The organism is Microcoleus sp. Pol14D4, from assembly GCF_036701245.1.
Taxonomy (GTDB): Bacteria; Cyanobacteriota; Cyanobacteriia; order Cyanobacteriales; family Microcoleaceae; genus Microcoleus.
The window spans coordinates 52,100-65,801 of sequence record NZ_JAUBQM010000031.1 but is presented as its reverse complement, the minus strand read 5'-3'; the positions used below and the strand labels follow the sequence as shown (position 1 = coordinate 65,801).

Annotated in this window: 5 protein-coding genes and 1 pseudogene; 5 read left to right on the top strand and 1 reads right to left on the bottom strand. The window is 46.3% G+C overall.

The genetic code is table 11. From position 1 onward, the window contains the following. Positions 1-356, top strand: a pseudogene (locus tag QUA33_RS13655) (hypothetical protein); the annotation flags it as partial. A 69-nt stretch (positions 357-425) separates the two neighbouring features. Here QUA33_RS13655 and QUA33_RS13650 read toward each other — a convergent pair. After that, complete coding sequence (locus tag QUA33_RS13650) at positions 426-1,559, bottom strand: succinylglutamate desuccinylase/aspartoacylase family protein (RefSeq protein WP_333149032.1); 1,134 nt, start codon at positions 1,557-1,559, stop codon at positions 426-428. A 222-nt stretch (positions 1,560-1,781) separates the two neighbouring features. Here QUA33_RS13650 and QUA33_RS13645 point away from each other — a divergent pair, with 222 nt between their 5' ends. From QUA33_RS13645 to QUA33_RS13630, 4 genes are all read left to right on the top strand, one after another. Next, positions 1,782-4,532, top strand: coding sequence for a DEAD/DEAH box helicase (locus QUA33_RS13645; RefSeq protein WP_333149031.1), 2,751 nt, complete (start codon positions 1,782-1,784; stop codon positions 4,530-4,532). A 470-nt stretch (positions 4,533-5,002) separates the two neighbouring features. Next, entirely contained in the window at positions 5,003-7,744 is a 2,742-nt protein-coding gene (locus QUA33_RS13640) for a family 10 glycosylhydrolase (protein ID WP_445243242.1), read from the top strand. Positions 7,745-8,282: 538 nt separating this feature from the next. After that, positions 8,283-12,227: a PAS domain S-box protein gene (locus QUA33_RS13635; RefSeq protein WP_333149029.1), complete on the top strand. Its 3,945-nt coding sequence runs from the start codon at positions 8,283-8,285 to the stop codon at positions 12,225-12,227. Between the two features lie 7 nt (positions 12,228-12,234). Next, complete coding sequence (locus QUA33_RS13630; protein ID WP_333149028.1) at positions 12,235-13,659, top strand: response regulator; 1,425 nt, start codon at positions 12,235-12,237, stop codon at positions 13,657-13,659. Positions 13,660-13,702: the final 43 nt, after the last annotated feature.

Genomic DNA, 13,702 nt, shown 5'->3' with positions numbered 1-13,702 from the left:
TCGGCCTTTTCGCTCATCTGACTACATTACCATATTTTTCGGCTCTCTGCGGAACTATTTTTTACCTGAATCCTTACGTTAGACCCTTGCTAAGGATGGGAGTAAAAGTTTCTATAATCCCACATCGAGTGGCTTGTTTGTATGTGATAATAACGGGATATTCCCCGCGAAATTGGCAGGCTCAACACCTGTTTTTGACGGTTTTGAAAAATGATGCCGTTCCTGTGCCCGATCGCACTTCTGCGATTCCTCAACCGCTAGCCACCGTTATCGATCGCGCTTTAATTGACAATCCAGAAATTTATTATAAAAGTGCGGCGGAATTTAAACAAACCCTATTCAATAGTCTATCGTAAATTATGGTTCGACTACCAATAGGTTTTCAGAAACCCGGTTTCTTGAAGAAACCGGGTTTCTTTGTATTCTCAATCTGCCATCACCGACAACACATAATCTCCTTGATTTACTGAGTGATTGGTCGAAACATCAAAAATGAAAACATCCGACTCAGCACAAACATCAACCAAACTCGGAAATTCCCCATTCTTATTAAAGCTGAGAATTTGATAAAGCCGATCGCCCTTTTTGACACAACTCCCCAATTGCACTCGGTTTTGAATCATCCCGCCCGCCGGCGCGTAGTATTTGAACACTGAATTCTTGGGGGTAAAAATAACTTTATGCGCCGCAGTTTCCGGGAGAGGAAATCCATCTATTTTCAATAAACCCTTACTGGCTAAGTAATTTTTGATGCCCCGCAAGCCATTCGCCACCGACTCGGGATTCATTTCCATCCCCGAACCTAATTCTAAAGTCCAAGCTTCCACATCAAATTGGATCGCACTTCCCAACTCGGCCAAAATCTTCTCCAAAGCCAGCCAAGGCTTGAGAAACGCCTCGTCAAAAGCATCGCCGTCGTACTCGTTCATCAAGATTGCGCGATCGAGCAAAAAAGCTTTTGCACTCTCCTCGCGGGAATTAAAACAGTAAAGGTAATCTAAACTTTGATTCGTAGAACTGTGCAAGTCCAGCACATAGTCAGCATCCAAACACAAAGATTGTAGCTGATATCGGTAAAGTTCGCTGTAGGGGCAGCAACTAGGAGCGTTAATTTTTTCCAACTCTTTCGCAAAACTCAAAGCAATCGCTTTTCTGTAATGAACTTTGACAGTATCGGCATTGAGATGGATGTGAGACTTAGCAAAACCCAGAATATCTTCCCCTTGTTTTTCAAAATCCCAGAAAATCCGGTTCCAATTTACCCCATCATAAAGATTGTAGCGGCCTGGGGAAAAATGATGCGATCGCTGGCTGACACCCACAGGATTGCAAACAGGAACTAGCCAAATTTCCCCGCTTAACTGACTGCTGTCCAAAGACATTAAAAACTCAATTAATTGGTAAATCACAGCATTACCGCTAATCTCAGCGCCGTGGAGGTTAGATTGGAGATAAGCTTTTTTGCCGGGAATCGCACCTTGAAACTGATAGACTTGCAGTGAAAGCCGATCGCCAGAAGCAAGCTGCATCACAGGAATAGTCGAAATAACTGGAATCATAGAGAAGGAAGAAGGAAGAGGGAAGAAGGAAGAGGGAAGAGGGAAGAGGGAAGAAGGCAAAAATTTCTTCTGTCAAGTGTCAACTGCCACCTGCCAACTGCCAACAGACTTATTCCTTCATAGCCGATTTGGTGGCGAAGGTTTAAAATCAGTACAGTCCTCTGCTGATTTGCTTGTAGCAAGATTTCAGCATACTTACCCTGCAACCTTATAATAATCCTTGTGCCAGACACTGCCCAGAACCGCCCAGAGCTGGATCTGAAGACCATATTTCCATTCGAGCTAGATAACTTTCAGAGAGAGGCGATCGCCGCCCTCGATGCAGGTAAATCTGTTGTCGTGTGTGCTCCCACAGGCTCTGGGAAAACGTTAATCGGGGAATACGCCATCCATCAAGCACTCTCCAGGGGGCGGCGCGTCTTCTATACCACTCCCCTCAAAGCTCTTTCTAACCAAAAGCTGCGCGACTTCCGCAGTCAATTTGGAGACGACAACGTAGGTTTGCTCACGGGCGACATCTCCGTCAATCGAGATGCGCCGATTTTGGTGATGACTACCGAAATATTTCGGAATATGCTCTACGGTACGCCGATCGGAGAAGTCGGCACTTCCCTCACCGGAGTCGAAACCGTGGTGCTCGACGAGTGTCACTACATGAACGATCGCCAGCGCGGTACCGTCTGGGAAGAATCGATCATCTACTGTTCGAGCGAAATTCAACTGCTGGCCCTCTCAGCAACCGTTGCCAATAGCGACCAACTCACAGACTGGATTAACAAAGTTCACGGGCCCACAGAGCTCGTCTACTCAGACTTTCGGCCAGTGCCGCTGCAATTCCACTTCGCCAACCAAAAAGGGATATTTCCCCTGCTAGACGAGACCGGCAAAAGAGCGAATGTCCGGTTAGTCCCCAAAAAGAAGCAGCAAAAAGTAGAAAGAGGCAGCATCCCCACTCCGAGTTTGACCGATGTTTTGGCCCGGTTGGACGATCGAGATATGCTACCAGCAATTTACTTCATCTTCAGCCGTCGCGGGTGCGACCAAGCAGTCGCAGAAGTCGGCAATTTCTCCCTGGTTAACGAAGCCGAAACAGCCGAACTCAAACGCATCATTGACGATTTTTTACAGCGAAACCCAGAAGCAGAACGCTTCGGTCAAAAAGAAGCACTTTTAAAAGGCATCGCCGCCCACCACGCAGGCATTTTGCCCGCTTGGAAAGGTTTAGTAGAAGAACTCTTTGGCAGAGGTTTGATTAAAGTCGTATTTGCCACCGAAACCCTAGCAGCCGGGATTAATATGCCCGCCCGCACCACAGTCATTTCCACCCTGTCCAAGCGCACCGACAAGGGACACCGACTGCTAAACGCTTCAGAATTCCTGCAAATGGCCGGTCGGGCTGGTCGGCGGGGCATGGACAAGCTGGGGCACGTCGTCGCAGTTCAGACGCGCTTTGAAGGCGCAAAAGAAGCCTCTTATTTGGCAACAGCCAAAGCCGACCCCCTCGCCAGTCAGTTTACGCCCAGCTACGGCATGGTGCTGAATTTGCTGCAAACTCACACTCTCGACGAAGCTCAAGAGTTGGTAGAGCGGAGTTTTGGTCAATACCTGTCTACCTTGTACTTGCAGCCGCAGCAAGAAGAATTAGATCGATTGCAAACAGAATTGGCGGTGCTCGAACAGTCCCTGGCGGCTGGAGGCAATGTCTCCACCCTGGAAAAAGAGCTCGCCCATTACGAAAAATTGCAGGGAAGACTCAAAGAAGATAAACGTTTGCTGAAAACTTTATTGCAGCAAGCTGAAGAAGCCAGATTTAAGGAGATGTCCGTAGCTGTGGCTTTTGCAGTGCTCGGCACGGTTATGAGTCTCAAAGGTAAGCACGTTCCGACAGCCAAACGATCGCACACAAATCCTGTACCCGCCGTACTGGTTGCCAAAATCGCAGGTTCCGGCCAAGCACCAAATTTGGTGTGCTTGGGCAAAGATAACCGCTGGTATGTCGTCGCCATTAGCGATGTCGCTACCCTGCACGCCGAATTACCCCGCTTGAGTGTTGCAGATACCTTGAACCCGCCGTCGGAAATGCCCCTGAGACTCGGCCAGTGCCGCTTGGGAAATGAAGAAACTGCTTCAATTGCTGCATCGATCCCACAATTGCCGGCACCGGAACCGAGCCCAGAGGCGATCGAGCAACAGCGGAAAATCGCAGCCCTAGAAGCTAAGCTAGAAATTCACCCGGTTCTAGAATGGGGCAATCCCGGTACTTTGCTCAAACGCCAGCGCCGCCGGGAAGAATTGAAAAAAGAAATCCGCAAAAGCGAACAAGAGTTAGAAAAGCAGCGAGCTCGCTACTGGGAGCAATTTCTCAACTTAATCGACATCTTGCTGAATTTCGGCTGCTTGGAAAGAGTAGTTTCGGCACATGGAAACCGAGATGACTCCTCCGACAGGTTGGTGCCCACAGTCTTGGGCCAAGCTTGCGCCGCCATTCGCGGCGATAACGAACTGTGGCTGGGTTTGTCCCTGATGTCTGCGGAATTTGACGAACTCGACCCCCACCACCTCGCTGCTGCTTGCGCGGCCTTAGTTACAGAAGTTTCCAGGCCCGACAGTTGGACTCACTACTCGCTGTCGCCGGAAGTTTTGGCACCTTTGGACAATCTGCAAAAAGGCTTGCGCCGCCGGTTGTTTCAAGTTCAGTACCGTCATGAAGCTGCAATCCCGATTTGGCTGGAACGGGATTTAGTGACTTTGGTCGAACAGTGGGCTCTGGGTGTTGAATGGCTGGAACTGATTAGCCATACGAGTTTAGATGAAGGGGATGTGGTGCGGATTTTGCGCCGGACATTGGATTTCTTGTCTCAGATTCCTCACGTTCCTCACGTCTCGGATTCTTTGCGGAGGAATGCTTGTCGGGCGATGCAGTTAATCGATCGATTCCCGGTGAATGAAGCTGCAACGCCAGAAAATAGTTGAGTGTTGACTGTTGACAGTGGGCTGTAAGCATTAGTGTCAAGTTAAGCCTGAAACCATGTCTAAATCAGGGTTGTAGCCGAGTCTAGATCCCCCTAAATCCCCCTTAAGAAGGGGGACTTTGAGCAGACTCCTGTCCCCCCCTTATTAAGGGGGGTTAGGGGGGATCTAGACTTCGCTACAAACAAGAGAGACGGTCGGTTTAACGTGTTTGTTGACACCAACGGGCTGTCAACTGTCCCGCATCTAAATTGTATTTTTGGTTTTTCAAGCAAATGCACCCACATTTAAATCCAAAATCTAAAATCCAAAATCTAAAATCGCTCGATCGCACTTTTTCCTGATTCAGGTTGCAGGCCAGGATAGAAAATTGTATGGTGCGGATCGATCGCTCTTAATTGTAATTGAATTTTTCTCAAGCGGTGTGGTGAGTAATTCTCATATTTATGCAACAAATCAATAAGCCCGATCAAATGCCTGATGCCTGCTCTCAGGCTCAAAAAATTCGCTTTTTCACTTTCTTGCAAAGAGTCTTAATTGGCACTCTAGCAAGTACATTACTCAATCTCTTTATTTTATTTCCCTCTCCGAGTTTCGCAGAAGTAGTTCTGGGCGTTGTTCGCAGTTCCGAGAATTCTCCCGATTGGGTGAAGATTACCACGCGCCTCTGGGAAAGCGGCATTGCTTACAAACCAATCAATCTCGAAGAAATCAAAAATGTGGCGGATTTAGCAGGCGTTAACGTGCTGTTTTTGCCCAACATTGAAACTTTGAGTCCGGCGCAAATTAAAGTTTTAGAAGCTTGGGCATCCCAGGGCGGCCGCTTGATTGCTTCGGGCCCCGTCGGCCGCAGTTCTCCGGCCTTGGTGCGCCAATCTTTGCGATCGCTCCTTGGGGCCTATTGGGCTTTTCCCTTAACCCAGCCTGCAACCCCGCAACCGCGCAGCCGCTGTCGGGATCTGGCTTGCACTACTTCTAGCAGTTGGATGCCACCCGAACAAAAAAATGCCTCAGTCCAAGGCGGTGTCTTAATTCCGGCTGATGCGAACAGTCAAACTATTGCTACTTGGAAAGATAGTTCCGGTTCCTCTGCAGCCATCGCAACCGATCGCGCTACCTACCTCGGCTGGCGCTGGGGTAGCGACGGTTCGGCAAATGTAGATAAGGCTTGGCTGCAAGCCTCGCTCGCCCGCTGGGGAGGCACGATCGCTTCTGGACCTGTAGCGCCGCCCACTGCTGCCGCGACCCCACTGCCAACTCCCCCCTCAAGAGTCACTAGAAACAGCCCTAGTTCGCCGCGTACTACCCCGCTGAGCCGACTTTCTCCATCGGGTGCGCTTCCAGATCCAGTTCCTGCAACTTTTACAGATCCTTCGGATCAGTCGGCCCCGCCGGGCTTGGACGTGCAGGCAAATTCCAATAAGCCGATCGTCAGCATTGAAGCGTACTTGATGCGCCAAGAACTCACCAACCTCCTCGGCAGGTTTGAAAGCGCCCTGACAGCAGCTAATTCAGCCAATACCGCCGTCAATCTCAATGCTGCTACCACCCCTCAACTGGTGGCTGCAGAACAGGGGGGCGGCGGCCCTGCAGCCAGTCGCTTGACTATTCTGCAAGCGAGCAGGACGGGGGCGATCGCCCAAGCGCGGCAGGTTTTGCAAACTTTTGACCAACTCCTGCAACAGCAAAACTACGCGGAGGCTAGAAAGCAGTGGGTGGAAGCGCGACAGTTGCTGTGGCAAAATTACCCGAAGGAAGGACAGCGGGTTGGGGCGGAAATTCGGGCCGTTTGGCTCGATCGCGGTACGATCGTCGCAGCGCGATCTGAGCAGGGTTTGGCCGCAGTGTTCGATCGGCTCGCCGCCGCCGGTATCAATACCGTTTTCTTTGAAACTTTGAATGCCGGATATACGATTTATCCCAGTCAAGTTGCACCGCAACAAAATCCCCTGACTGTTGGCTGGGACCCGCTGGCATCTGCGGTTAAATTAGCCCACGAGCGAGGCATGGAACTGCACGCTTGGGTTTGGGTTTTTGCCACAGGAAATAAGCGCCACAATACTTTAATTGGCAAGCCTAGTTCTTATCCCGGGCCGGTGCTTTCCGCTCATCCACAGTGGGCAAATATTGACAATAAAGGACGCACGCAACATCCTAACGACGGTAAGTTTTATCTCGATCCTGCTAACCCGGAAGCGCGGAATTATGTGCTGCAAATTGTCAGCGAAATTGCCAACAACTACAAAGTAGATGGGGTACAATTAGACTATATTCGCTATCCTTTTCAAGATGACAATGCGAATTTTACTTACGGTTACGGTATTGCGGCGAGGCAGCAATTTAGGCAGTTGACTGGTGCAGATCCGGTGAATATTTCGCCCAGGGACGGCAGTTTGTGGCGGCAGTGGGTTGAGTTTAAAACTAATCAAATTAATAGTTTTGTAGCTGAAGTTTCTCAGCTTTTGCGGCAGAATTATCCGCGCACAATTCTGTCGGTGGCGGTGTTTCCGCACCCGGAAAGTCAGCGGATTTACAAAATTCAGCAAAATTGGGAAGTTTGGGCTCGTCAGGGCATTGTAGATTTGATTGTGCCGATGACTTATGCTTTGGATACGAACCGACTTCAGCGCATCACCGAACCTTTGGTAAAGGAACAAATTCTGGGTTCGGCTTTGATTTCTCCGGCGGTTAAGTTGTTGACTCTCCCGGAAGTTGTGGCGATCGACCAAATTCAAGCTTTGCGCGATTTGCCGACTGGGGGCTATGCTATTTTTGCCGTGGAAAGTATCAGCAGCGGGATGCAGGGGTTTTTTAACCGCACTCAAGGCCCGCCGGTGCGTTCCACTTCTGCTGCGGAGCCGATTCCTTACCGACAGCCGTTTGCGGCGGCGGCTTCGCGGTATACTGCTCTCAAGCAGGAATGGAGTTTTTTGTTGGCTAACAATCAGTTGCGGGTGTCGGAATCTGAACTAAAAGTTTTGCAAAGTCGATCGGATGAATTGGCGCAAGCTTTGAGCAAATTGGCGGCAAATCCTTCAACGGAAAGTTTAGCAACTGCTAAAAGATTGTTAAGAAGTTTTCAATCTCAATTTCAATCTTCGATGCGCTTGCATTCGGCAGAAAATAGCTATCAAGTTCAAACTTGGCAAAATCGTTTGGAGAGTTTGGATATGCTGTTACGTTACGGCGAAAGGATGGAGTTGAATCGCAGGTAAATGCAGGTTTTTATGGTGCGCGCGGCTGTGGATAGGGCGATCGTACTCTCCCTTTCCGCAGAAATACGCTATAGTAACTTAAATTCATACCTGTACTGTTGTCAGTAACTTACAATCCCAGTTCTGCGCTCATAGTAATTTCCATTGCCTGGAATAAGTAGGCGGTGTACATGATAAAGCACTTTTCAAGGAAGCGCTTTATCATGTCAAGTCGAACAATCACAATAGACTTGAATTGCAGGTATGCGCTCTCCTATCTTGAAACACCTCTGCGTTGCATCTGCGTTGGATATGCGCTTTATTTCTCAATACCAAAAATTTATGCAATAAGCCTAATAAACTTGGGCGATGAACCCGGTTTCTACGAAAAAATTCTGGTTAAATAACGAGAAATCCAGAAAGAAACCGGGTTTCTGAGGTCACGCACTCCAAAGAAATAAACTCCGCTTTTTAACATTTATCAATTACCAATTACTAATTACCAATTACCGATTACAAATCTGTACCTCACTCACTTGATAATTGCCAGAGAATGAATATGGTTCCTACACCGCTCAATCGCTTTGTTGCCAGAATTATCGGCAAAGTTCCATTACAAACTGTGCTAGTAGTTCCTTTTTTAGTGCAAATTGTCGGCATCGTAGGAGTTGTAGGTTGGCTGTCGTTCCAAAACGGTCAGCGGGCGGTCAACGATGTTGCCGCTCAGTTGCGGGGAGAAATTAGCGATCGCATCAAAGACCGCATGGAACATTATATGTCAATTCCCCACATAGTCAATCACCTGAACGTTCAAGGAATAAAATTGGGGCAGTTGAACCTAGAAGACAGCCAAAAACTAGAACATCATTTCCTCGAACAAATTCAATATTTTGATTCGATTAGCATCATTTACACAGGTAAAGAAAATGGAGAACATTCGGGAGCAATCCGCACTAAAGAGCGGACTTTGATATCTGCTGCCGACAGATCTACTGGCAATAAATTAGCTCGGTATACTGCTGACTCTCAGGGAAACCGCTTTCAATTAGTGCAAATTTCACCCAATACTTACGACCCGCGAATTCGACCTTGGTACAGAGCTGCCGCTGCCGCAAAGAAACCAATTTGGACTCCAATCTATACAGATTTCTTGACTGGGGAACTGGCAATTACTGCTGCTATGCCTATCTACGATGACGCTGGCAAGCTGATAGGAGTAGCTGGTAGCGATGTGCTGTTTTCTCGCATCAAAGAATTTCTCGTCAGCCTCAAAATTGGCAAATCGGGACAAACTTTTGTCATGGAGCGATCGGGGATGTTAATTGCCACTTCAACGGCGAGCGCAGAATTTGTGGTGGAAGGTAAAGAAACAAGACGCATCAAAGCTTCAGAAAGCGACAATCCGGTAATTAGACAAACCGCACAGCATTTAGATAAACACTACGACAGCTTAGCTAAAATCAATAGTTCTCAACAGCTTACTTTTGATGTTGACCGCAAGCGAAACTTTATTCAGGTAGCTCCTTTTAAAGACGATCGAGGGTTGGATTGGCTGATTGTAGTAGTTGTACCCGAGTCTGACTTTATGGAGCAAATTAACCTCAACACGCGCACGACTTTTTTACTGTCGCTTGCAGCTTTGATGGGGGCGACAATCCTGGGAACTCTTACTGCTAAATGGGTTGTTCAGCCGATTTTAAGATTGAATGCAGCGGCGAAAGCTTTGGCGCGGAATAAATGGGATACAAAGCTCACTCTAAATCGCGAAGATGAACTCGGAGAACTTGCAACTGCTTTTAACAGCATGGCAGAGCAATTGCAGCATTCATTTACTTCCCTCTCAGAAAGCGAAAGCCGACTCAAACAATTTCTCAATGCAGTACCGCTAGGGATTTTTATTGCAGAGCCAAACGGTCAACCTCACTACATTAACCCTACAGGAGAAGAAATTTTATCTCAAGGAATTGTGGCAGCAGATGCCGAAAAATTGCGCCAATTATACAGAGTTTATTTAGCTGGAACTCAGGAAATTTACCCGGCGGAACGCGACCCAATTTTAAATGCTTTGCAGGGCAAAAGTGTAACAGTTGATGACATTGAAATCTTCTCCAATAACAAAACTGTTCCCCTGCAAGTTTGGGGGACTCCTATTTACGACTCCCAAGGAAATATTATTTACGGAATGTGCGCTTTTCAAAATATTACGAAACGGAAACTAGCGGAGAAGTTATTAAGGGCATACAACCAAAATTTAGCAGTGCAAGTTGCACAACGCACCGCCGATCTTGCTAAGGCAAAAGAAAAGTTTTCCAAAGCTTTTCGTTCGAGTCCGAATGCGATTACAATTACAAGAATTCGTGACGGTTGCCACCTAGAAGTTAATGATAGTTTTTGCCGGATGATGGGCTACACCCAGGAAGAAATTATCGGTAAAACAGCGGTAGAACTAAATTTTTGGGCGAGTTTGAAAGAGCGTGACCGCATGATTCAAATGTTAAAAGACAAGACAGCAATTCACAATTATGAGCTGAGGTTTCGCAATAAAAATGGTACAGAAAGAACGGCACTGCTGTCGATAGAAACCATCAATATTGACGGAGAAGCTTGTTTTTTGTCTATTTCTAGCGATATTACCGAGCGCCAAAAAGCAGAAACTGCCCTCCGGGAAGCAGAAGAAAAGTACCGCAACATTTATGAAAATGCTTTGAATGGAATTTTCCAAACTGCTATTGACGGGAAATACATCAGCGCTAACCCCGCTTTAGCTCAGCTTTATGGTTACGAATGCCCCGCAGAATTAATAGCAGCACAGCCGAATTTCAATAACCAGCTTTACGTGAAACCCAACCGCCGCGACGAATTTGCAGCGCTGATGACCGAGTGCGGGATACTATCAAACTTTGAATCGGAAATTTACCGCAAAGATGGCAGTATAATCTGGATTTCGGAAAATTGTCGCGCTGTCTGCGATGAAGCAGGAAATTTACTTTACTACGAAGGTTTTATTAAAGACATTACTGATAACAAACAAGCTGAAATAAAAATGCAGCAGGCGAAAGAAGCGGCCGAAGCAGCAAATAAAGCTAAGAGTACCTTTCTCGCCAATATGAGCCACGAATTGCGATCGCCCCTGAACGCGGTCATCGGCTTTGCTCAAGTCCTGATTCGCAGTCAAACGTTATCTCAGGAAAATCAAGAAAATGTCGGAATTATCCTGCGGAGTGGCGAACATTTACTGGCTTTAATTAACCAAGTTTTAGATTTATCAAAAATCGAAGCCGGACGCACGACGCTTAATGCAAAAAGCTTCGATTTGTACCAATTAATCGACGATTTAGAAGATATGTTTGCTCTCAAAGCTGAGCAAAAAGGTTTGCAACTAATCTTCGACACAGACGCAGAAGTTCCCCATTACATTTGTACTGATGAAGTTAAATTGCGGCAAGTCTTAATTAATTTGCTCAATAATGCGATTAAATTTACCTCTGAAGGGAGAGTGTCGGTGAAAGTCAAAGGAGGAAGGCGGCATATACATAAAAACAGCACTGACCAATTGCCCGGCCGCTACTGGCTGCATTTTGAAGTCCAAGATACTGGTGCAGGCATTGCGGCTGAGGAAATCGATCAGTTGTTTGAAGCATTTGTGCAGACGAAAACAGGTAAAGATTCTCAGGAAGGAACGGGTTTAGGTTTAGCTATTAGCCGCCAGTTCGTGCAATTAATGGGAGGTGAAATTACTGCGAGCAGCGATATCGGAAAGGGTGCATTATTTCAGTTTGATATCCAAGTTAATCTGGTTGAAGCTAGTGATATTGAAAGCAAAAAAACTCAACGTCGAGTTGTTGCCCTCGAACCGAATCAGCCGAGTTATCGCTTGCTAATTGTGGACGACAAACCTTTAAATCGCCAACTGTTAGTAAAACTTCTCAGTCCACTCGGATTTGAGTTGAGAGAAGCAAATAACGGTAAAGAAGCGGTTGATATTTTTATGGAGTGGGAACCGCATCTGATTTGGATGGACATGAGAATGCCTGTCATGGACGGCTATGAGGCAACGAAACAGATTAAAACTACAACTGGCGGGCAAGCAACGGCGATTGTTGCCCTAACTGCTAGCGTTTTGGAGGAAGAACGGGCGGTGATTCTTTCGGCGGGTTGCGATGATTTTATGCGGAAACCGTTCCGCGAGGAGGATATTTTTGTGGCAATGGGAAAACATTTAGGAGTACGCTATATTTATGAAGATTCAACCGCAGTAAGTGCCGCAGGTGTAGAGGAGTCAAGTCAGGAGGTGCTGACACCGGAGGCTTTTGCCTCTCTTTCTCCAGACTGGATGGCCCAATTCAAGCAAAGTATTTTGAGTGTAGACATGGAGGCGATCGCAACTTCGATCGCACAAATCGGCACTGTCAATCCCTCTCTTGCGGGCAAGCTTCAAGATTGCATTAATAATTTTGAATATGACAGAATTTTGAACATAATCGAACTCAGCGAAAAACAGTAAATACCAGATGATTTCAACTTTACCTAAAACCAATCGAGCTAATATTTTAGTAGTAGACGATACACCAGAAAACCTGCGGCTGCTGACCGGAATTTTGAGCGAAAAAGGCTATCAAGTTCGCCCCGTACCCAATGGCAAGCTAGCATTGTCTGCTGCTCAAAAAATACCCCCAGATATAGTGCTGCTGGATATTCTGATGCCAGAAATGGACGGTTATCAAGTTTGTCAGCAACTCAAAGCTTCTGAAATTACCAAAGACATTCCTGTTATTTTTATTAGTGCGATTAATGACGTGCTGGATAAAGTTAAAGCTTTTGCAGTGGGCGGAGTTGACTTTATTACTAAACCGTTTCAGGTTGAAGAAGTTTTAGCCCGGATAGAAACTCATTTAAAAATTTGTTCACTGCAACAAACTTTGCAACAGAAAAATCAAGATTTAGCAATGGCACTCCACCAACTGCAAGCCGCCCAAGATCACTTGATTCAATCGGAAAAAATGGCAGCACTGGGACAACTGATTGCTGGCATTGCCCACGAAATCAATACCCCCCTGGGCATTATAGGTTCCTCTATTAATAATATAGCTAATTTTTCCGACGAATTTTTAGAAAATTTCCCTGAAATTTATCAACAACTTTCTGAGGAAAGCAAAGCTTATTTTTTAGCTTTACTGTACAGAGCAACCCATCAAGAAGTTTTATTTACAAGCCGAGAGAAACGCAAGTTTAAGCAGCAGTTGGCGGCGGATTTGATGGCAGAATATGTTGAAAACGCCGAAGAAATTGCGGATACTTTAGTTGACATGGAAATTTACGAAAAAATAGAAGAATTCTTGCCGCTTTTTAAATCCCCGGATTGGGAAGTGGTTTTAAATAGTGCTTACCAGTTTGCAAGCTTTAAAAAAAGTATTAGCCTGATCCAAAGAGCAACAGCGAAGTCTGGGAAAGTAGTATTTGCCTTAAAAACCTACGCTCATTTTGATAGCAAACCAGAAAAAGTCCAGGCGAACTTGCACGATGGCATTGAAACGGTGTTAACCCTTTATCAAAATCAACTGAAACATGGTATAGAAGTAGTTAAAAACTATGGAGATTTACCCCAAATAATGTGCTATCCCGATGACTTAAATCAAGTTTGGACGAATCTCGTTCATAATGCCCTGCAAGCAATGGATTATAAAGGTATTTTGATAATTGAAACTCGGCGGCAAGAGGCAAATATTTTCCTCAAGTTTACTGATAGCGGCAAAGGTATTCCCTTAGAAGTTATTCCCAAAATTTTTCAACCGTTTTTTACGACTAAATCTGCAGGCGAAGGTAGCGGTTTGGGATTGGATATTGTGAGAAAAATTGTGGAAAAACACGAAGGCACAATTGCTGTAGATTCTGTACCGGGGCAGACAACTTTTACAGTCTCGCTGCCTATTTATTAAACAAAACTTACCTGCAAGGGGGCAGATTCCCGATGACACCCGT

Coding starts and splice junctions, on each gene's coding strand:
- QUA33_RS13650 (WP_333149032.1), bottom strand. CDS start 1,559: ATGATTCCAGTTATTTCGACTATTCCTGTGATGCAGCTTGCTTCTGGC.
- QUA33_RS13640 (WP_445243242.1), top strand. CDS start 5,003: ATGCCTGATGCCTGCTCTCAGGCTCAAAAAATTCGCTTTTTCACTTTC.
- QUA33_RS13635 (WP_333149029.1), top strand. CDS start 8,283: ATGGTTCCTACACCGCTCAATCGCTTTGTTGCCAGAATTATCGGCAAA.
- QUA33_RS13630 (WP_333149028.1), top strand. CDS start 12,235: ATGATTTCAACTTTACCTAAAACCAATCGAGCTAATATTTTAGTAGTA.